Origin of the sequence: Pseudomonas sp. RIT-PI-a (assembly GCF_001187875.1) — a bacterium.
In the GTDB taxonomy this organism is placed as follows: domain Bacteria; phylum Pseudomonadota; class Gammaproteobacteria; order Pseudomonadales; family Pseudomonadaceae; genus Aquipseudomonas; species Aquipseudomonas coleopterorum.
Genome location: NZ_LGIR01000019.1, coordinates 17005 through 37650 on the forward strand (window position 1 = coordinate 17005; position 20646 = coordinate 37650).

Annotated in this window: 16 protein-coding genes; 7 read left to right on the forward strand and 9 right to left on the reverse strand. The window is 63.2% G+C overall.

The features are described from left to right. Positions 1-84 precede the first annotated feature (84 nt). Positions 85-858, forward strand: a complete 774-nt coding sequence (locus tag AC788_RS13785) for an EAL domain-containing protein (RefSeq protein ID WP_049861163.1) — start codon at positions 85-87, stop codon at positions 856-858. Positions 859-871: 13 nt separating this feature from the next. On the opposite strand, the gene AC788_RS13790 is transcribed toward AC788_RS13785, so the two are convergent. The 5 genes from AC788_RS13790 to nadC all read right to left on the reverse strand — a co-directional run bounded on the left by AC788_RS13790 (position 872) and on the right by nadC (position 3657). Next, positions 872-1228: a type II toxin-antitoxin system HicB family antitoxin gene (locus AC788_RS13790; RefSeq protein ID WP_049861164.1), complete on the reverse strand. Its 357-nt coding sequence runs from the start codon at positions 1226-1228 to the stop codon at positions 872-874. Continuing rightward, positions 1225-1476, reverse strand: a complete 252-nt coding sequence (locus AC788_RS13795) for a type II toxin-antitoxin system HicA family toxin (protein ID WP_049861165.1) — start codon at positions 1474-1476, stop codon at positions 1225-1227. Before AC788_RS13795 ends, AC788_RS13790 begins: the two co-directional genes overlap by 4 nt. Positions 1477-1686: 210 nt before the next feature. Further along, entirely contained in the window at positions 1687-2271 is a 585-nt protein-coding gene (locus tag AC788_RS13800; RefSeq protein ID WP_049861323.1) for an SMI1/KNR4 family protein, read from the reverse strand. 238 nt (positions 2272-2509) lie between these two features. Next, positions 2510-2764 carry a hypothetical protein gene (locus AC788_RS13805; protein ID WP_049861166.1) on the reverse strand — a complete coding sequence of 85 codons (255 nt, stop codon included), beginning with the start codon at positions 2762-2764 and terminating at the stop codon, positions 2510-2512. 44 nt (positions 2765-2808) lie between these two features. Beyond that, positions 2809-3657, reverse strand: a complete 849-nt coding sequence (gene nadC, locus AC788_RS13810; RefSeq protein WP_049861167.1) for a carboxylating nicotinate-nucleotide diphosphorylase — start codon at positions 3655-3657, stop codon at positions 2809-2811. 281 nt (positions 3658-3938) lie between these two features. Here nadC and AC788_RS13815 point away from each other — a divergent pair, with 281 nt between their 5' ends. The 3 genes from AC788_RS13815 (at position 3939) to ampE (ending at position 7649) form a co-directional block, all read left to right on the forward strand. Next, positions 3939-6161 (forward strand): DUF1631 domain-containing protein, encoded by a 2223-nt coding sequence (locus AC788_RS13815; RefSeq protein WP_049861324.1) that lies wholly within the window; start codon positions 3939-3941, stop codon positions 6159-6161. Between the two features lie 91 nt (positions 6162-6252). Beyond that, positions 6253-6816 carry a 1,6-anhydro-N-acetylmuramyl-L-alanine amidase AmpD gene (gene ampD, locus AC788_RS13820; protein WP_049861168.1) on the forward strand — a complete coding sequence of 188 codons (564 nt, stop codon included), beginning with the start codon at positions 6253-6255 and terminating at the stop codon, positions 6814-6816. Next, on the forward strand, positions 6813-7649 hold the full coding sequence (gene ampE, locus AC788_RS13825; protein WP_049861169.1) for a regulatory signaling modulator protein AmpE: 837 nt from the start codon (positions 6813-6815) through the stop codon (positions 7647-7649). Before ampD ends, ampE begins: the two co-directional genes overlap by 4 nt. Before the next feature lie 76 nt (positions 7650-7725). Here the strand turns inward: ampE and AC788_RS13830 are convergent, their stop codons facing one another. Together AC788_RS13830 and cra are read right to left on the reverse strand one after the other, a co-directional pair. After that, complete coding sequence (locus AC788_RS13830; protein WP_049861170.1) at positions 7726-8514, reverse strand: TatD family hydrolase; 789 nt, start codon at positions 8512-8514, stop codon at positions 7726-7728. 2 nt (positions 8515-8516) lie between these two features. Next, positions 8517-9512: a catabolite repressor/activator gene (gene cra / locus AC788_RS13835; RefSeq protein ID WP_049861171.1), complete on the reverse strand. Its 996-nt coding sequence runs from the start codon at positions 9510-9512 to the stop codon at positions 8517-8519. A gap of 335 nt (positions 9513-9847) precedes the next feature. Between cra and ptsP the strand changes: the two genes are divergently transcribed. Genes ptsP through AC788_RS13850 form a run of 3 tightly spaced genes read left to right on the forward strand, consistent with a single transcriptional unit; the run spans position 9848 to position 15404 of the window. Then, complete coding sequence (gene ptsP / locus AC788_RS13840; RefSeq protein WP_049861172.1) at positions 9848-12721, forward strand: phosphoenolpyruvate--protein phosphotransferase; 2874 nt, start codon at positions 9848-9850, stop codon at positions 12719-12721. Next, positions 12721-13662: a 1-phosphofructokinase gene (gene pfkB / locus AC788_RS13845; RefSeq protein ID WP_049861173.1), complete on the forward strand. Its 942-nt coding sequence runs from the start codon at positions 12721-12723 to the stop codon at positions 13660-13662. Before ptsP ends, pfkB begins: the two co-directional genes overlap by 1 nt. An 11-nt stretch (positions 13663-13673) precedes the next feature. Further along, complete coding sequence (locus AC788_RS13850) at positions 13674-15404, forward strand: PTS fructose-like transporter subunit IIB (protein WP_049861174.1); 1731 nt, start codon at positions 13674-13676, stop codon at positions 15402-15404. A gap of 79 nt (positions 15405-15483) precedes the next feature. Here the strand turns inward: AC788_RS13850 and AC788_RS13855 are convergent, their stop codons facing one another. Both AC788_RS13855 and AC788_RS13860 read right to left on the reverse strand, forming a co-directional pair. Then, positions 15484-18009 carry a PepSY domain-containing protein gene (locus tag AC788_RS13855; RefSeq protein ID WP_049861175.1) on the reverse strand — a complete coding sequence of 842 codons (2526 nt, stop codon included), beginning with the start codon at positions 18007-18009 and terminating at the stop codon, positions 15484-15486. A gap of 160 nt (positions 18010-18169) precedes the next feature. Beyond that, positions 18170-20479 (reverse strand): TonB-dependent receptor, encoded by a 2310-nt coding sequence (locus AC788_RS13860; protein WP_049861176.1) that lies wholly within the window; start codon positions 20477-20479, stop codon positions 18170-18172. Positions 20480-20646: the final 167 nt, after the last annotated feature.

A 20646-nucleotide genomic window follows, 5' to 3' on the forward strand; every position in this document is an offset into this window, starting at 1 on the left:
AGCCCTGCCAATGGACCTAACGAGGTTACGAGCTGTCAAAGTGGCATTACGCTATCATTCGCACTTTGCCCACGGAGCCTCGCCATGAGCTCGATCATTTTTCCTCAGCCGTTCAAAGCGGTTGGCTGCTCCGACTGTCGAAACCTGGATGCCCTGGGTTTCGACTTCACCATGGCATTCCAGCCGATCCTCAACGTGCGCAGCGGGCAGCCATGGGCCTATGAAGCCCTGGTGCGTGGCATCAACGGTGAGTCTGCGTACAGCATCCTGAGCCAGGTCAACGACGGCAATCGCTACCGTTTCGACCAGTCCTGCCGCGTCAAGGCCATTGAGCTGGCCACCCGGTGGGGTCTGCTGGACCTGCCTGACTGCCTGCTCAGCATCAACTTCCTGCCCAAGGCCGTCTACCGCGCTGAAACGTGCATCCGCGCCACGCTCGAAGCAGCCCGCGAATTCGGCTTTCCGTTGAATCGGCTGATGTTCGAAGTGACCGAAGGCGAGCGTGTAGACGACCCGCTGCATCTGCAGTCGATTTTCAGCGAATACGAGAAACAGGGATTCGTCACGGCGATCGATGATTTCGGGTCAGGGTATTCCGGCCTGAACCTGCTGGCGACCTTCCAGCCCAAGGTGCTGAAGATCGACATGGCACTGACTCGCGATCTGGATCATGACGCCGTGCGCCAAGCCATCGTGGCGGGGATCGTACTGGTGGCCGGCAAGCTGAACATCACCGTCGTGGCCGAGGGCGTGGAAACCGTCGGCGAAAGCACGGCCCTGCAGGGGCTGGGGATCGACCTCCAGCAAGGCTACCTGTTCGCCCGTCCGGCCATTGGCATGCTTCCGCTCAAGCATTGAGCAAGAGGTTGCTTCAACTTGCGCGAGTCGCTGACTCCTGGTGAAGGTAGCTTGCAAGGGCCTGCTTGGTCAGGTCGTTGAGCGTAATGCTTTGCCGGTTAGCAGCAATACTGGCTGCCAAGTGCAACTCGTGGCCTATTCGCACATTGAACGACCCTTTACAGGGTACTTCCGGCGCCACCTTCAGGTTGGCGCATGTTTCCAGATAATCGTCTACGGCTGTGTGAAACGCTGCGATGAGTTGTGAGACTGTTTGTCCTTCATAGCTGATCAGCGCCCGCACGAACTGCGCTTTGCCATATAGGCAGTCGTCTTCAGCGCTCGCCTCGATCGATCCGAAATAGCCGCGGTATTGAAGCAATGGGTTCATGGGATCAGGCCTCCGTTTTTCAATTGAGCAATGATCTGCCGCCGGATATAGGGTTTGATTTCATTACCCGGATGAGCACGATGTAGGCTGATTAAGGCCTTCGGATCACCATTGTAGAATTTGACACGGCTACCACTGCCTTGAATTGGCTCGTAGCCAAACCCCTGCAGTACTTTCACCAGTTCATTCCATGTGAAATCGCCATCCTGCGAGATCAGTTTGGCGATGAGCTTTCCTTGCCTGGACATACCTCTCCCTAGGTGCGACTAAATTTAGTTGCTCATCAATTGCGCGTCAATATCTGCTGCTTGGCTAGGTTTAGATCAGGAATGAGGATGTAGGCGAGGGGAAATGATACGAAGGATGTGCAGGAGTGCCCGAGGGAAGCATAGGTGGGGGGTCAGACCGTCTTGCCAGTAGACGAGCTCACCAGGCAGGTGGGCTCGTCTGCTGCAGCATCAATCCTCGAGAATGAACGCGAACTTGTCGTCGATCAGCATCTTCAGGTAGGCGTCGAAGCTGTCGGCGATGACCACGTATTCGTCCGGGTCGTGGACGAAGCGGATCACTTGGCCTTTGGTGCCTTTGCTCGTGGGGTTGAAGTCGATGAACAGCGTGGAGGTACCACCGTTGTTCATGCAGTGCGAGAAGCACAGCCGTTCGCCCAGAATGACATCGGGATCGATGCGTTTGTCGACCATGTCCGGGTTTTCCAGGAACAAGTCGTCGTAGATGTCGGCAATGCTTTTGTCGTTGGCGGTGCGGTCTTCGAGGATCTGTTCGACCGAGCGCAGGTAGTACGGGTACTCGGCGATGTCGGAGCCCAGGATGAGCACTGAGACTTCACCTTTTTCGTACTTCTGCCAGTGCGTGCCGTTCACCTTGGCGAGCAGGTGAAGGAGGCTGTCCGGGCAGTCGGGGTAGACTTCTTTGAGCGCATCCAGTTGGGTGGAAGAGGCGCCGATGGCGAACGCGAGTTCGTCAAGGCTGGCGGCGGGCAGGGCGGCTTTGAGGCCTGAGTGAAACTGTTCGACGATGCTCAAGGCTGCTTCCTTACGCGAGTTTTGTTTGAGCACCATTGGGCGATTCGTGGGGGGGAGTCAAGGGAATTTACTGTTTGGGGGATTTGTGGGGGCTTGGGATGTGTGGGGAGGCGACTGGCCTCTTCGCGGGCAGAGCCCGCTCCCACAGGGCCTGCTTCCACAGGGCCTGCTCCTACAGGGCCTGTTTTCACAGGGCCTGCTTTCATAGGAGCTGCTTGCACAGAGGCCAGCGGGGGTGTCAGCGCCAGCGGACGGTGTAGTGCGCGGGGACGTCGCTCATCTGGGGCTGGAAGTGGGTGTTGGAAATGACGTGGGTCTGCACGTCTCCGGCGGCGTCGTGCAGTTCGATGCGGTCGCCGGCGCCAGCATTGAGGGTCACCTCGTAGATCAGGGCCTTGTTGGGCTCCAGGGACGATTCGAAGGGGCCGAAACGGGTGCCGTCGATGCGAACGATGTAGACCTGGTGGGCGCCTTGGGTGGATGTGCTGGTCACTGCTAAAACTCCATACCTTTGCTGGTCGATATCTATGTGGGCTGTCACAGGCTCAGGCGCATGGACAGGTCTACCGCTTTTACATCCTTGGTCAGGGTGCCGATCGAGATGTAGTCCACACCCGTTTCGGCAATGCTGACCAAGGTCGAATCATTGATGCCGCCGCTGGCTTCGAGCTTGGCCTGGCCGGCATTGATGCTCACCGCTTCGCGCATGTCCGCAAGGCTCAGCTCGTCGAGCATGACGATGTCGGCGCCCGCGGCCAGTGCCTCGCGCAACTCGTCCAGGCTTTCGACCTCGATTTCCACGGGCTTGCCCGGTGCGATGCGTTGCGCAGCGGTGATCGCCTGGGCCACGCCGCCGCACGCGGCGATGTGGTTTTCCTTGATCAGGAATGCATCGTACAGGCCGATGCGGTGGTTGTGGCAACCGCCGCAGGTCACTGCATACTTTTGCGCCAGGCGCAGGCCCGGCAGGGTTTTGCGCGTGTCCAGCAGCTTGACCTGAGTGTGGGCAACCCGCTCGGCGAACGACTGCGCGCGGGTGGCGACGGCTGACAGCAACTGCAGAAAATTCAGCGCACTGCGCTCTCCGGTCAGCAGCGACCGTGCCGGGCCTTCGAGGTGAAACAACGGCTGGTTGGCTTGTGCCTGCTGCCCGTCCACTACCTGCCAATGCACTGCCACGCGGGGGTCGAGCTGACGAAACACGGCATCGACCCAGGCGGTGCCGGCGATGGTGCAGGTGTCGCGGGTAATGATGGTGGCCTTGGCCAGGCGCTCGGCCGGGATCAGTTGCGCGGTGATATCGCCGCTGCCCACATCTTCGAACAACGCACGGCGCACGTTGGCTTCGATTTCAGCGGTCAGATCGGCAAGACGAAGATTGGGCATGACGCGCTCCATCGGCAAAGTGGGGCGGATTATAGGATACTGCGCGGCTCGGAGCGAAGCCCTGCGCCTGGCGCCGTAATGTGGTGCAAAAAGAGATGCATTTGGTCGGCTCAGATGAGCTTTTCAGCTTATTTACGGTCAATCTTCTACTTAGCTCCGTGCTCGCTGAACTGCTTGTCACCTTGGTAGTCAGAGATCACTGTCTGTGAGGTCAGGTGGGCGATGACGTCACGCGGTTGGCAGGGATGTCGACGCTCTTTTTCGTGGGTGGGGGGTTCTTGATGGCGAACGATGGGAAAGTGGTTTCACTGAACAAGGCGGCCGTCGATCCAGCGAGCCAGCCTGCCAGTGTGCGCCTGCCTGTCGTCCTGTTGCAGGTGCGCGACAAAGCCGCGCTGCAACTCAAGCAGGCCCTTCAGGTGTTGTTCGACAACGCTGACGACACCCTTTTCGAAATGGCCGACCGGGCGTTGAACAACGTCGATCAGAACACCTTCTTCGAAGCCATGCGCGACTTGCGCCTCAAGCGCAAGAGCATCGAGCGCGGCTTCCTCGAGAAATTCTACGAAAGCTTCGTGCGCGTGGGTCAGTACGACACGGCCGACACCAATGCACCTGCGCCGCTGAGCTACGACAAGCTGGCCTTGGTGCCCAACGACGAGCTTGAGCGCACGGTGGCGCTGGACGCCATGGTCAGCAAGGTGCTGAGCCGTGACAGCTTCGCCCTTGGCCAGTTGACCACCCGTTTGAACGTGCTGCTCACGCGCCGCCTGGATGATTCCACCAATCCCCTTGGCCCGGTCATGCTTTGCGACTATTTCCTTCAAGCCGGGCGCAGCCTGGGCGTGGAGATCAAGGTCAAGCTGATCATCCTCAAGCTCTTCGAAAAATACGTCCTGACCGATACCGATCAGCTCTACGCCGAGGCCAATCAGTTGCTTATCGCCGCCGGAATCTTGCCCGAGCTCAAGGCCGCGCCGGCCCGTCGCGCCGCCGATCGCTCCAGCGACCGTGCGCGCCCCGCGGCCGTCGAACCGGAAACGCGCACCGAAGCACCGAGCAAGCCTGCCCAGCGCGATGAAAGCGTGCAGGAAGTGTTCGGGGCCCTGCAGGATCTGCTGCACGATCTGCGTGGCAGCATGGCACCGAAGATGGAGCCGCCCAGCGAGGCCATGCCGATCTCGACCAGCGACCTGATGCGTCTGCTGTCTCATCTACAGCATCACGTTCCCCAGCAGACGCCGCAGAACGATTACGACCTGCGCCAACAACTGGAGCAATTGCTGACCCGAGTCAGCGTCAAAAGCGGCAAGTTTCGCGTGGTGGGGGTGGTGGACGAGGACGTCATCAACCTCGTTGCCATGCTCTTCGAATTCATTCTCGACGATCGCAATCTGCCTGACTCGCTCAAGGCCTTGATCGCGCGTCTGCAGATTCCCATGCTCAAGGTCGCAGTGCTGGACAAGAGTTTCTTCAGCCGTGGCGCCCACCCGGCCCGGCGCCTGCTCAACGAAATCGCCTCGGCGGCGATGGGGTGGGGCAGCCGCGACGATTACCAGCGCGATGCCTTGTATTTGCGGATCGAGCAGATCGTCCAGCGCCTGCTCAACGATTTCGTCGATGACACCTCGCTGTTCTCCGAACTGCTGGTCGATTTCCTTGCCTTCAGCAATGACGAGCGCCGCCGCAGCGAGTTGCTCGAGCAGCGCACCCGCGATGCCGAAGAAGGCCGCGCTCGCGCGGACCTTGCACGTCATCTGGTGGAGAAGGAACTCAACAGCCGCTTGCTGGGCCGCACGCTGCCGCTGGTGGTGGTCAATCTGCTGCAGGATGCGTGGAGCCGAGTGCTGTTGCTGGTGTGCCTGAAGCATGGGGCCAACTCGGATGAGTGGCAGGCGGCATTGGCGACTGTCGACGATTTGATCTGGAGCGTCGAGCCTCACGATGACCCGGACATGCGCATGCGCCTGCTGGAATTGGTGCCGGGTCTGCTCAAGTCCCTGCGCGACGGCCTCACCAGCACCGCGTTCGACCCGTTCGCCACCAGTGAATTCTTCAGCCAGCTGGAAGTGCTGCATGTCCAGGCATTCCAGCGCGAACTGGCGGATGTCGAGGGGACTTCGAACGGCGACGAGTCGTTGGTGCAGGTGGTTGAGGAGATCGTCCTGGCACCGGTCGGTGAAACCGCCGATGGTGAAGCCCAGCTGCGTCTTCCGGAGGATGACCCAGGCCTGCTGCAGGTCGACAAGCTGCGCGTCGGCACGTGGGTGGAACTGCAGGAAAACGAAGAGTTCAAGCTGCGCTGCAAGCTGACCGCGATCATCGAGACCTCGGGCAAGTATGTGTTCGTCAACCGTACTGGTATGAAGGTGCTGGAAAAGACTCGCATGGGGCTGGCGGTCGAGTTCCGCCGCGGTACCGTGCGAGTGCTCGATGACACGCTGTTGTTCGACCGGGCACTGGATTCAGTGGTCACCAACCTGCGCAAGCTCAAGGCGAATTGACCGGCCCTGGGTGCAGGCCGTCTTCCTGGGTCTGACTTCTCAGGTCTGAGAGTTCATACTGGGGCTCCTTGATTGGCCAGCAGGACTCCAGATGCGGTTGAACGGTTTCACGGGATGGTGCGAAGGCGCTCGGCATTGTCCCTCGCCCAACTTCAACGAGCGCCCTGACGGCGAAGTCTCGCTGTTGGTCATCCACAACATCAGCCTACCGCCCGCGCAATTTGCCACGGGCAAGGTGCAGGCCTTCTTCCAGAACCGTCTCGATGTCACTGAGCATCCCTATTTCGAAGGGATTTCCCATCTGCGGGTGTCCGCGCACTTTCTGATCGAGCGCGACGGTGGGGTGACGCAGTTCGTCTCTTGCCTGGACCGCGCCTGGCACGCTGGGGTGTCGTTGTTCGACGGCCGCGAAAACTGTAATAATTTTTCGGTAGGCATCGAACTGGAAGGCACCGATGATCAGCCCTTCGCCGATGCCCAGTACGAGGCGCTCGTCACCCTGACCCGGCTGTTGCTGGAGCGCTTCCCGGCGTTGAGCGTGGAGCGGATACGCGGTCACAGCGATATCGCCCCGGGTCGCAAGACCGACCCCGGCCCCTGTTTCGATTGGGCGCGTTACCGTGCCGCCTTGCTCAATGAAGAGGATGCTCGATGATCTTTCTAGTGCTGCTGTTGGTCTTGCTGGCGGAGAAGTTTTCCGGTCTGCGCCAGCGCGTGCAACGTGATGGGTTCTTCCTCGGTGAACTGCACCGGCTAGAGGCGCGGTCGGGCCTGGCGCGCGAGCCATGGCTGGTGCTGGGTATCAGCGTGGCACTGCCAACGCTGCTGCTGGCGTTACTGCTGTATGTCTTGCAGCCGGTCGCGTATGGCTTGCTGGCGTTGCCGGTGCATCTGCTGGTGCTGATCTACAGCCTGGGCCGTGGTGACGTTACTGTAGGGCTGGGGCCGTTTCGCGACGCCTGGCGCCGTGAAGATACCCAGGCGGCGGTACACGTGGCTGAACGTGACATGGGGGTCACTGCCGAAGATGGCGACAGCCTGCTGCAGAGGGTGCAGGGCCATCTGCTCTGGGAAGCCTATCAAAGCTTTTTCGCGGTGATCTTCTGGTACGCCGCGCTGGGCCCTGTGGCGGCGCTGATCTATCGGCTGGTGGCCTTGGTGGCCGAGCAGTCTCGGCATCCCGCAGTGGCGCTGCGGGCGCAGCGCCTGCGTCATGCCCTGGACTGGCTGCCGGTGCGCCTGTTGGCGGCCAGCTTCGCACTGGTCGGCAACTTCGTGGCGGTGAGCCGAGTGATGTTGCCCGAAGTGCTCAGCTGGGAAATCGACGCAGCGACGCTGATCGGCCGGGTCGGTCGTGTGGCAGGCGATGTGCCGACGCCGGTGGTAGGGCCGACAGGCGTGGAAACGCTGGACAGCCTCTGGCAAATGGTCGTGCGGGCCGGGGTGTTGTGGTATGCGGTGTTGGCGGTGGTTTCGGTTGTGGCGTGATTTTTCAGGTTCATCGTATCGAACCCGGACGCGGCTCGCGCCGCTTTTGTAGCAGCAGCGCGAGCCGCATCAGAGGTCACTGCCCATCGGGCCAGCCGAACAGGGCATTGGCATTCTGGGTGCTCGCAGCGGCCAGGGTCTGAACGTCGGTGCCGATGATCTTCGCCAACGCTTCGGCGATGTCCGGCAGGTGCTCCGGGCTGTTGCGTACGCCAGGATGCATCGCTGGCGCCATGTCCGGCGCGTCGGTTTCCAGAACGATGGCGTCCAGCGGCAAGCGCGGCAGCACCTTGTGCATGCGTAACGCCTGAGGCCAGGTCGGCGCGCCACCCAGGCCCAGCTTGAAGCCCAGCTTCAAGTACTCCCGCGCTTCCTCCCAACTGCCGGCAAACGCATGGATGACACCGGCCCGCGGCAGCTTGAAACGCTTCAGCGTCGCAATCACGGCGGCATGGCTGTGGCGCACATGCAGCAGCACCGGCAGCGCCAGATCCGCCGCCAGTTTCAGCTGCGCTTCGAATAATGCCTGTTGCCGGTCGCGATCCAGATCCTTGAGGTAGTAATCCAGACCGAACTCGCCAATGGCGCAGAGCTTGGGGTGTCCGTGCAACCGTTCCAGCCAGTCGCGCAGTGCGTTCACATGGTCGGGCTGATGTTCTTCGAGAAACACCGGGTGCAGGCCCAGGGCCGCGTACACCCGCTCATCCGCCAGGGCCAGGTCCCACACCCGTTGCCAGTTGGCCTGGTGCACGCCCAGGACCACTACCCGTTCCACGCCTCGCGCCGCAGCGCTGTCCAGCACGCGCGGGCGATCGGCATCGAAGTCGGGGAAATCCAGGTGGGTGTGGGTGTCGATCAAGCGCACGATCAGGCCTCGTGAATCCTCTGTTTGAAGGTCCGGGCCAGGGCATTCACGCCGGGCTCGTAGTGCTTTTGTTCAACGGCGGCCAGGGCCAGTTCCAAGGCCTTGCTGGCGATCATGTCGTGCTGCTGGGCCATGGCGTTGACCGGTAGCGGTAAAAAGTCCAGCAGCTGGGTGTCGCCGAACGTGCCTAGGTGCAGCGCCTGGGAATCCAGCGGGCGCTGCTGCAGGACATCGAACACACCCTGCAGCAGGACGTAGGAGGTGGTCACCAGTGCATCGGGCAGGTGGCCAAGCTGGTCGAGCAGGGCGAGCATGGACTGCTGGCCGCCTTCGCGACTGAAATATTCGCTGTGCTCGACCAGCACCGTGCCGTCGAAATCGGCCAGCGCGGTGTTGAAGCCCTCGGTTCGTGCCTGACTGATGCTCAGCTCTGACCGAGCGCCGATCAGAGCGATGTGCCGTGGCTTGGGCAACAGCAGGCTCTGGGTCAATTGCAGGCTGGCGTTGCGGTCATCGCTGATGACCGAACAGAACTGCGCCGGGTCCATCATCCGGTCGATGGCGATCACCGGCGTGCCTTTGGCCTGCAACTCGCGGTAACTGTCGTCACTGGCCGGCAGGCAACTGGCGACGAACAGCGCGTCGCAGCGGCGGGCGCGAAAAAGTTGCAGCAATTGCAGTTCACTGGCAGCGTCGTCGTCGGAACTGGCGATCAGCAGTTGATAGCCGTGAGCGCGAGCGCCCTGTTCGAGCCGCTTGGCGATGCGCGCGTAGCTGGGGTTTTCCAGGTCCGGCAGGATGAAACCCAGGGTGCGGGTGTGCCGACTGCGCAGACCGGCCGCCTGGGGGTTGGGCGTGAAACCCTGTTCCTGAACGATGGCTTCGACGCGTGCCACCGTCGCCTTGCTGATGCGTTGTTGGGCAGCCTTGCCATTGATGACGTAACTGGCCGTAGTGACCGAGACGCCAGCCAGGCGAGCAATATCGCTGAGTTTCAACCGTTGATTCCTTGTGGTCGACGCGCCGGTGCCAGAGCATCTGGAACGCGCTTATTCATCGTTGGTCAGGTTGCGTCGGGCCGTGATCAGGCAACGTAACCGACAGGTTGGACTTCAATCATGGAAGATTATCGAGTAACGTGCGCTGCATTCTAGATTAAACGTTTCAGCCTGCGCGTTTCCTGCCGTAAAACATCTCTCGTCGAGGTCTCACCCTTACCCTCGGCAACGCAGGCCGGACGTATCGAGAGTACAAAGCCCGCCCATCGGTGCTCTATGCTCAAACTTCACAACAATACCTCAGCGCGCTGCCGCCGCTGTAAAGGAGAGAGGCAATGCTGGAGCTCACTATAGAGCAGATATCCATGGGCCAGAGTGCCGTGGATAAACCCGCCGCCCTGCAATTGCTCGCCGACAAACTGGTTGCCGATGGTTTGGTGGCCGAAGGTTACCTGGCCGGCTTGCAAGCGCGTGAAGCTCAAGGCTCGACCTTTCTTGGCCAAGGCATCGCCATTCCCCACGGTACGCCCGATACCCGCGACCTGGTGTTCACTACCGGCGTGCGCCTGCTGCAATTCCCCGAAGGCGTGGATTGGGGCGATGGCCAGATGGTTTACCTGGCCATCGGCATTGCCGCCAAATCCGACGAACACCTGCGCCTGCTGCAATTGCTGACCCGCGCACTGGGTGAAACCGACCTGGGTGAAGCGTTGCGCCGGGCCAGCGATGCACCAGCGCTGCTGAAACTGCTGCAGGGGGCGCCGCAGGAATTGGCGCTGGATGCGCAGATGATCAGCCTGGGGGTGATGGCCGAAGATTTCGAAGAGCTGGTGTGGCGCGGTGCGCGTCTGCTCCGCCAGGCCGATTGTGTAAGCAATGGTTTCGCGGCGCTGCTGCAGCAGGTCGAAGCGCTGCCATTGGGCGATGGCCTGTGGTGGCTGCACAGCGAGCAAACGGTCAAGCGTCCGGGCCTGGCGTTCGTCACTCCGGACAAGCCCCTGCGCTATCTGGGGCAGCCGTTGACCGGTCTGTTCTGCCTGGCGAGTCTGGGTGAAGCCCACCAGGCGCTGCTCGAACGCCTGTGCGCCTTGCTGATCGAAGGCCGCGGCAACGAATTGGGCGGCGCCACCAGCACGCGGGCAGTGCTCGAAGCGCTCGGTGGCGAGCTGCCAGCCGACTGGCCCAGTGCGCGTATCGTACTGGCCAACGCCCACGGCCTGCATGCCCGCCCGGCGAAGATCCTGGCGCAGCTGGCGAAGAGCTTCGATGGCGAGATTCGCTTGCGGGTAGTCGAGTCCGGCGGCCTTGCCGTGTCCGCCAAGAGCTTGAGCAAGCTGCTCAGCCTCGGTGCGCAGCGCGGCCAGACCCTGGAGCTGGTGGCCGAACCCACCATTGCAGACGACGCCCTGCCGGCGCTGCTGAAGGCCATTGAAGAAGGTCTGGGCGAAGAAGTGGAGCCGCTGCCAGCGGTCACCGAAGCGGCGCCGCAGCAGGCACCGGTCGCCAAGGCGCCCAAGGCCAAGCCGCAGGCACCGCGCACCGGGGCCCTGGTCCAGGGCGTCGCCGCTGCCCCCGGCATCGCCATGGGGCCGGCGCACATCCAGGTGCTGCACGATTTCGAATATCCCCAGCGCGGTGAATCCGTGGCGCTCGAACGCGAGCGTCTGCAGGCCGCCCTGGGCCAGGTCCGCCAGGACATCGAAGGGCTGATCCAGCGGGCTCAGGCGCAGGCCATCCGCGAGATCTTCGTCACTCACCAGGAAATGCTCGACGACCCGGCGCTGACCGATGAAGTCGCCGCGCGTCTGCAGCAGGGTGAAAGTGCTGCGGCAGCCTGGAACACGGTGATCGAGGCTGCCGCCGTGCAACAGGAAGCGCTGCAGGATGCCCTGCTGGCCGAGCGCGCAGCCGATCTGCGCGACATCGGTCGCCGCGTGCTGGCACAACTGTGCGGCGTACCGACGCTGGAAGAGCCCAAGGAAGCCTACATTCTGGTGATGGACGAGGTCGGTCCTTCCGATGTGGCCCGTCTGGACCCGGCTCGTGTGGCCGGGATTCTCACCGCGCGCGGTGGTGCCACCGCGCACAGCGCCATCGTCGCGCGTGCTCTGGGCATTCCGGCCGTGGTCGGCGCAGGCGAAGGCGTGTTGCAGATCGCTGCCGGTACCGCGCTGCTGATCGACGGTCAGCGCGGTCTGTTGACTGTGGCACCGGCGCCCGAGGTGCTGGAACGTGCCTTGGCCGACCGTGATCGCCGCGAGCAGCGCCTGCAGGCCGCGGCCGAGCGACGCATGGAAAGCGCGGTGACTCTCGACGGGCACGCCGTGGAAGTATTTGCCAACATCGGCGAAAGCGCCGGTGTTGCCAAGGCCGTGGAGCAGGGCGCCGAGGGCGTTGGCCTGCTGCGCACCGAGCTGATTTTCATGGCCCATTCGCAAGCCCCGGATGAGGCCGTGCAGGAAGCCGAGTACCGCCGTGTGCTCGATGGCCTGCAAGGTCGACCACTGGTGGTACGCACCCTCGATGTGGGCGGCGACAAGCCGTTGCCGTACTGGCCGATCGACAAGGAAGAGAACCCGTTCCTGGGTGTGCGCGGCATTCGCCTCACGCTGCAGCGCCCCGACGTGATGGAAGGCCAGCTGCGCGCATTGCTGCGCGCCGCCGACAATCGTCCGTTGCGGATCATGTTCCCCATGGTCGGCAGCGTCGAGGAGTGGCGCCAGGCCAAGGACATGACCGAGCGCGTGCGTCGCGAGATTCCGGTCAAGGACCTGCAACTGGGCATCATGATCGAAGTACCGTCGGCGGCCTTGCTCGCTCCGGTACTGGCCCGCGAGGTCGACTTTTTCAGCATCGGCACCAACGACCTGACCCAGTACACCCTGGCCATCGACCGTGGCCACCCAACCTTGTCGGCCCAGGCCGATGGTCTGCACCCGGCCGTACTGCAATTGATCGACATCACCGTGCGTGCAGCCCATGACTACGGCAAATGGGTCGGCGTGTGCGGTGAGCTGGCAGCCGACCCGTTGGCTGTGCCGTTGCTGGTCGGCCTGGGTGTGGATGAACTGAGTGTCTCGGCGCGAAGCATTGCCGAGGTCAAGGCGGGGGTGCGCGAGCTGACGCTCAGCCACGCGCAACAATTGGCCCGGCATGCGCTCGGGTTGGGCACCGCCACGCAGGTGCGTGCTTTGGTGGAGAAATCTTGATGGCACGCATCCTGACCCTGACGCTCAATCCGGCGTTGGACCTGACCGTGGAGATCGACGGCCTGGAACTGGGCGAAGTCAATCGCAGCAATGCCCTGCACCGTCACGCGGCCGGCAAGGGCCTCAATGTCGCCCAAGTGCTGGCCGACCTCGGCCATCAGGTGACCGTGAGTGGTTTTCTCGGCGATGCCAATGCGCAGCCGTTCGAGGCACTGTTCGCGCAGCGCGGTTTTACCGATGCGTTCATTCGCGTGCCGGGTGAGACGCGCAGCAACATCAAACTGGCTGAGCGCAGTGGCCGTGTCACCGACGTCAACGGTCCGGGTCCGGTGGTCGACGATCAGGCCCAGGCGGCGCTGCTGGCTCGTCTGCAGGACATCGCGCCGGGGCACGATGCGGTGGTGGTCGCCGGCAGCTTGCCGCGTGGGGTGAATCCGCAGTGGTTCCAGGCGCTGCTCGAAACGCTTGCGCGCATGGACCTGAAAGTGGCGCTCGACACTAGTGGCGCGGCCCTTCGCGCCGGCTTGCTGACCCGTCCATGGCTGGTCAAGCCCAATACCCATGAGCTCACCGAGGTGCTCGGCAGCTCGGTGGAAACGCCTGCCGAGCAGTCCGCTGCGGCCCAGCGCCTGTTGGCTGATGGGGTCGGCAACGTGGTGATCTCCCAAGGCGAGCGCGGCGTCAACTGGTTCGCGGCCGACCTGGCCTTGCAGGCCTTGCCGCCCACCGTCGACGTGGCCAGCACCGTAGGTGCCGGGGACTCGTTGCTGGCCGGGCTGGTGCACGGTCTGCTCAGCGAACGGACGCCGGAACACAGCCTGCGCACGGCCACGGCGATCGCCGCCATGGCGGTGACGCAGATCGGCTTCGGAATCAGTGATGCCGCGCACTTGGCGCGGCTTGAAAGCGGCGTCAGTGTACGTCCGCTGACAGAACAATAAGAGGGTTGAAGATGAAACTAGCTATCGTCACCGCGTGCCCCAGCGGGCGGGTGTCCAGCGTCTTGAGCGCACGTCTGCTCGACGCGGCGGCCCGTCGCCAGGGTTGGAGCACCAGCGTTGAAGTGTTCGACCCGCAAAACCCCGAGCAGCGTCTGACCGAGGCTGATATCGAAGCCGCGGACTGGGTGCTGGTGGTCAACACCGGTGCCATGGACCTGAGCCGTTTCGTCGGCAAGCGTCTGTTCCAGAGCAGCCCGGCCCATGCCCTGCAGGATGTCGACGGCTTTCTGCGGCAGGCTGCCGAACAGGCCAAGCCCTACGCAGCCGCGCCGGCGGCAGCCGCAACGGCGTCGCGTGCACCGCGTCTGGTGGCGGTCACCGCCTGCCCGACCGGGGTGGCGCACACCTTCATGGCGGCCGAAGCGTTGCAGCAGGGCGCCAAGCAGTTGGGCTACGAGTTGCAGGTGGAAACCCAGGGTTCGGTGGGCGCGCGCAACCCGTTGAGCGTACAGGCCATCGACGAGGCCGACGTGGTGTTGCTGGCCGCCGATATCGAAGTGGCCACCGAGCGTTTTGCCGGCAAGAAGATCTATCGCTGCGGCACCGGCATTGCCCTGAAACAGGCTCAAGCGACCCTCAACAAAGCGCTGGCCGAAGGTGAGGTGGAATCCACCGGCAGCGCCGCCGGTGCACCCAAGAAGCAGGAAAAGACCGGTGTCTACAAGCACCTGTTGACCGGTGTGTCGTTCATGCTGCCGATGGTGGTGGCGGGGGGCTTGCTGATCGCGCTGTCGTTCGTGTTCGGTATCGAGGCGTTCAAGGAGCCCGGCACCTTGCCGGCCGCCCTGATGCAGATCGGTGGCGAAGCCGCGTTCAAGCTGATGGTGCCGTTGCTGGCGGGCTACATCGCCTATTCGATCGCCGACCGTCCGGGGCTTGCGCCGGGCATGATCGGTGGCTTGCTGGCGAGCACCTTGGGTGCCGGCTTCATCGGTGGTATCGCGGCGGGTTTCATTGCCGGTTACGCGGCCAAGGCGATCAACCGCTATGCGAAGCTGCCGGCCAGTCTGGAAGCCTTGAAGCCGATCCTGATCATTCCCCTGCTGGCCAGTCTGTTCACGGGCCTGGTGATGATCTATGTCGTCGGCAAGCCGGTGGCTGGAATGCTGGCAGGTCTGACGACCTTCCTCGACAGCATGGGCACCACCAACGCACTGCTGCTGGGGGTGCTGCTGGGGGCGATGATGTGCGTTGACCTGGGCGGTCCGATCAACAAGGCAGCGTATGCGTTTTCGGTAGGGTTGCTGGCGTCGCAGAGCTATGCGCCGATGGCCGCAACCATGGCAGCGGGCATGGTGCCGCCGATCGGCCTGGGGCTGGCGACCTTCTTCGCCCGGCGCAAATTCGCCCAGACCGAGCGTGAGGCGGGCAAGGCAGCGTTGGTGCTGGGGTTGTGCTTCATTTCCGAGGGCGCCATCCCGTTCGCCGCCAAGGACCCGTTGCGGGTCATTCCGGCGAGCATTGTCGGTGGGGCCTTGACCGGTGCGTTGTCGATGTACTTCGGCTGCAAGCTGATGGCGCCGCACGGTGGCTTGTTCGTGCTGCTGATTCCGAACGCGATCAACCATGCCTTGTTGTATCTGATGGCCATCGTCGCCGGTGCCCTGTTGACCGCGGTCGTGTATGCCGTGATCAAAAAGCCCGAGACCCAGGAAATCGCCGTAGAACCGGCCAAAGCCTGACCCTGTAGCAGCGGCGCAAGCCGCGTCCGGCCTTGACGCGGTTTTCCAGATACACCGCACGCACCGCCGACGCGGTGGGTCAATAGACGTCGCGGCGGTAGCGGCCGGTTTCGATGAGGGCGTCCAGACGTTCGCGGCTCAACACATCGGTCAGCACCTGATCCACGCCGCTGGCCATCCCCTGCAGGCTTCCGCACACGTAGATCACCGCGCCGTTCTCCACCCATTCCAGCAACTCGTCAGCCGCCTCGCGCAGCCGATCCTGCACGTACACCTTGTGCGCCTGATCACGCGAAAACGCCACGTCCAAGCGCGCAAGGTCACCACTGGCCAACCACCCCAGTAACTCCTCCCGGCAATGAAAGTCATGGGCCCGGTTGCGCTCGCCGAACAACAACCAGTTTCGCTGTCGTCCCTGTTCGATACGCGCCTTGAGCAAGCTGCGCAAGCCTGCCAGACCGGTACCGTTGCCGATCAGAATCACCGGCACCGGGGCCTGCGGCAGATGAAACCCTGCATTGCGTCGCAGGCGCAGGCTGACCGCGCCATGCAGTTCAGCGTGCTCGGTCAGCCAGCCCGACCCCAGCCCCAAACTACCGTCGTCGTGCCGTTGCTGACGCACGATCAGTTCCAGGCGACCGTCGCCGGGCAGGGAGGCGATGGAGTACTCGCGCCCCGTGATGGGGATCAACGCGTCTACCAGCGCCTGCGCATGCAGCCCGACCAGATGACTGCGGCTGGCTGGAAGCTGGCGGCTGGCCAATGCTTGCCCCAGCGGCTCCTGCAGGCCATCGACCCAGACCGGGGTCGACGCCTCCAGACCCAGCCCTGACAGGCACTGTTCGATGGCCAGGCGGCCGTTGCGCGGCAGCACATCGACCAGATCGCCAGCCTCCCACTGGGCTTGACCATCGTCGCGCAAGGCGATGCGGTAGACCGGATCGCCTGAACTGCCGGGGTTCAACAGTTCGCGTTCGACCAAGGTCCACGGACTGAATGCCGGGGCCTGCCACACGGCCTGGGCCACCCCCCCGGTGAGCAGGCTCAGCTGCTGCTGCCAATGCTGCAAGGCCGCCGGGTCGGCGTTGTCCACCTCGATCGAGGCGAACAGCGGCTGCGCACCCCGGGCATCGAGCCACTGATCGAGACGGTGGGCGAAACCGCAGAACTGCTGGTATTGCCGGTCACCCAGGGCCAGCACCGCGTAGCGCAAGCCGTGCAGGGCGCAGGCGCTGCCCAGCACCTTGCGCTCGAAGCCGCGGGCGGTGTCGGGCGCCTCGCCGTCGCCGAAGGTGCTGACCACGAACAAGGCCTTCTCGGCCTGCTGGAGTTGTGCCTCGTCCACCTGAGCCAAGGCACGGACCTGAACGCTATGGCCCGCCGACTGCAATTGCCCGGCGGTCTGCCATGCCAATTGCTCGGCGAAGCCACTCTGGCTGGCGAAGCCGACCAACCAACCTGCAGAGGCATCGTCCTGCACGCTCAAAGCACCGCGCGCCAGGCGCACCTGGCGCTTCTTGCGCCGCCGATCCAGGTACAGCAACCAGCCGGTGATCAGGAACAACGGCATCGTCAGGCTGGCCAGCATCATCAGAATGCGCCCGACCAGCCCGAAGTAGCTGCCCACGTGCAGGGCATAGATGCTGGTCAGCAGTTGCGCCTTCAGCGACTTGTCTTCGTAACGCTGGATGTCCTTGACCTGCCCGGTACTGGGGTCGAGGCTGAGCAAGCCGAACGCGCGGTCGTGCGGCGAATCCTTGCGCAGGTAGAAGACCGTCGCCGGCAGCCCGACATTGCCGGGAATGCGCACATTGATCACGCTCAGCTCGGGCCCGACCGCTGCGCGAATACTGGCCCACAGTGCGTCGTAGTCGACCACCGGCGCCACGTCGGAAGACGAGGCCGTGCGCCGTTCGATGCGCGGGGCGGTGGGGGTGTCGGAGAGCATCCTGTTCACGGCGTTGCCGAACCATTGATACGACCAGGTCAGGCCGGTCAGGGCGGCGAGCAGATAGAACAGCAGGCACCAGGTGCCGAACACCGCGTGCAGGTCCCAGTTGAAGGCACGACCTTTCTTGGCCCAATCCAACGTCAGCCAGGTGCGCCAGTTCAATGCCTTGCGCGGCCAGCGCAGGTACAGGCCCGAGAGGCAGAAAAACACCAGCATCAGGGTGCAGGCCCCGGTGATCTGGCGGCCGGTGCCACCCATGGCCAGGAAGCGGTGCAGGTCCAGCATCAGGTCGAAGAAACCTTCGCCAAACACCTCGCCCTGCAACTCTCCCGTGTACGGATCGAAATAGGCCGATGGCCCACGCCGCTGTCCCGCCGGCGGAGTGAAGGACACCCGCGCGGCGCTGCTTTCGACCAGGTCCACGCGCAAGGCAGCGACCTTGCTGCCCTGGCGCCGCTCGAGAATCTCCACCAGCTGCGCGGCAGGCAGGATCCCCGTGTCGCGGATCTGCACCGTCAGGCTCTGCGGGTTGAGCGCGCGCAGAATTTCATCCTCGAACGAATAACTCGCGCCGGTGATGCCCATCAGGGCCAGCACCAGGCCACCGGTGATGCCGAAAAACCAGTGCAGTTGGAAGAGGACGTTCTTGAACACGGATCACCTTGAGCGGGCCAATCGAAAAGAAGGCGGACGGCATTATGCAGTACGCGCTGAGAATCGGTCTCAACCGTACCGATTCCGTTCATTGCCGTTGCGACGTAAAAACGCCCTGCGTCGCGTGAACGAGCAGGGCGCAGAAACGGCCAGGCGGCCTCTAGAAGTGGAAGTTGGTGCTCAGCAGCGCCGTACGACCTGCCGCCTGGTTGGCGAAGTGTGTGCTGAAGGCCTTGTCGTAGTAGGTCTTGTCGGCCAGGTTCTGCACGTTCAACTGCACATCGAAATGCTTGTTGATCTTGTAGCTGGCCATGGCATCCAGGCGCACGTAGCTGTCGACCATCGTGGTGTTGGCAAGGTTGCCGAACACGTCATCGACGTAGAACGCGCCGCCGCCGATGGTTAGCTTGGGCGTCAGGTTGTAGGTGGTCCACAGGCTGGCGCTGTTGTTCGGCGTGTTGGGCATTTGGTTGCCGTTGTTCGCCGCGCCCAGCGGGCCGTTGTCCACCACCCGTGCTTCCAGGTAGCTGTAGCCGGCAAACACCTGCCACTGCTCGGTGAGCTTGCCGGACGCCGACAGCTCCAGGCCGTCGACACGGGTCTTGCCGGCGTTCTCGTAGGCGTAGGTATTGGTCTGCACCCGGGTGTTGTCTTTCTCGGTGCGGAACAGCGCGGCGGTCAGCGACAGACGCTGGTCGAACAGATCCCACTTGGTCCCGATTTCGTAGTTGGTGGTTTCCTCAGGCTCCAGGTCGCTCGTCAACAGGTTGCCGGAGCGGTCCGGTGCACCACCCAACGGGTTGCCTTCCATGCCCTCACCGACCAGCGAGCCGGGTGGCGTGGCGGACGTGGCATAGGACACATAGACGCTGCCGTTCTCGGCCGGTTTCCACACCAACCCCAGTTGGCCGGTGACGAACTCGCTGGTGTCCTCGCTCTTGGCCGTGGTGACGCCGGCGGCTGTGAAAGTGCGGTAGTCGGTTTCGAAGTGGTCGTAGCGCAGGCCGGCGTTCACCTGCCATTGCGGGCTCAGCTCCAGCGTGTCGAACACGTAGATCGCCCGCGTCTTGCTCGACGTGTCGGTGCCGGCATAGTTGCGGGCAATGGCACCGTTCCACGGATCGTCCGGGCTGGGATTGGCCAGCGAGGTGCAGTTGTAGCCGCTGGAGACGATGCTGCCCAGGCTGCAGTTGCTGCTGGAACCGGCGGTACGCGGCGTGGTGTCGGTGTTGACGGTGTAGCTGCTGCGGTCGCTGTCTTCGCGGCTGAATTCGATACCGGTCGAGAAGCTGTTCTTGAATCCGGCCACATAGAAATCGCCGAACAGGTCGGTCTGGTTGGTGGTGGTCGCGGTATTGCCGACGCGGCTGTTGGCCCGGCGCCAGACGCTGCCGTTTCTGACGTTACGCTGGCTGTCGTCGGGCTGGGTGAGGATGTAGTCCTGCATGGTGTTGCCGTGGCGCAGGGTGTTCTTCACGGTCAAGGCGTCGGTCAGATCGTGCTCGATGGCGAAGGTGGCGATGTCGCTGCGGGTCTTGCGGAAATCACGGTCGCTCAGGCCATAGAAGTTGCTGCTGCGACCGCCGTCCTGCGGCGTGTCCGGATTGGCCGAGGTACGGCCCGCGTTCCCGGCAGCCGGGATGCTGTAGGGAATGCCCGAATCGGGGAGGTCGTCGCTCTCCAGGTGGTAGTAGTCGAGAAAGACCCGCGTCTCGGTGCCCAGGCCGAAGGCCAGCGACGGCGCGATGCCCCAGCGGTCGTAGTCGACCTGATCGCGGCCGGCCACGTTGCTCTGGTGGCTCATCAGGTTGAGTCGCCCGGCAGCGCTGTCGCTGAACTGGTAGTTGCCGTCCAGGGTATAGCGCTGGGTCTGGTCCGAACCCCAGGTGAAGCCGCCGTCCAGCGAGTCACCCAAGTGTGCCTTCTTGCTCACCAGGTTGATCGTACCGCCGGCGGCGCCACGGCCGCCAATGGCCGAGTTGGGCCCCTTGCTGACCTCGATGGATTCCACGGCGAAGATTTCCCGGCTCTGCGCGCCGGCATCGCGCACGCCATCCAGGTAGGTATCGCCCTGGGCATCGAAGCCGCGGATGAAAGGCCGGTCGCCCTGCGGGTTGCCGCCTTCACCGGCACCGAAGGTGATGCCGGGCACGGTGCGCAGGGCATCCTGCAGATTGAGCGCGCCGGTGTCCTTGATGACCTGTTGCGGCACTACCGTCACCGAGCGCGGTGTGTCCACCAGCGGCGCGGTGTACTTGGTGGATGAGGCACGTTCGGTCTGATAGGACGTCGGCTCCTGGGCCTCTCCGGTGATGCTGGTGGCACCCAGTGACAACGGAGCGGCCTTGGCCTCGTCGGTATCAGCCGCGTGCGCGGCGGGCGCTACGCAGGTGGCGCCCAGGGCCATGCCGATGGCAGAGGCAAGCAGCCGTGGCGATGAGCCGGGAATGAAATGGTGTTGGCGCGACATGATGGAAACCTTCCCCAAGGTTATGAGGCGGCGGAGAATAATGTAAGTGAATATTTGTAGCAATTGCGAAATATTGCTATTCGCGAAGTACTTACATTCTTTACAATTTCCCGCGCAGTTTTCGTCCCATTCTCACGACCACACCCTTGTGCTTCGGCAATGGGAAT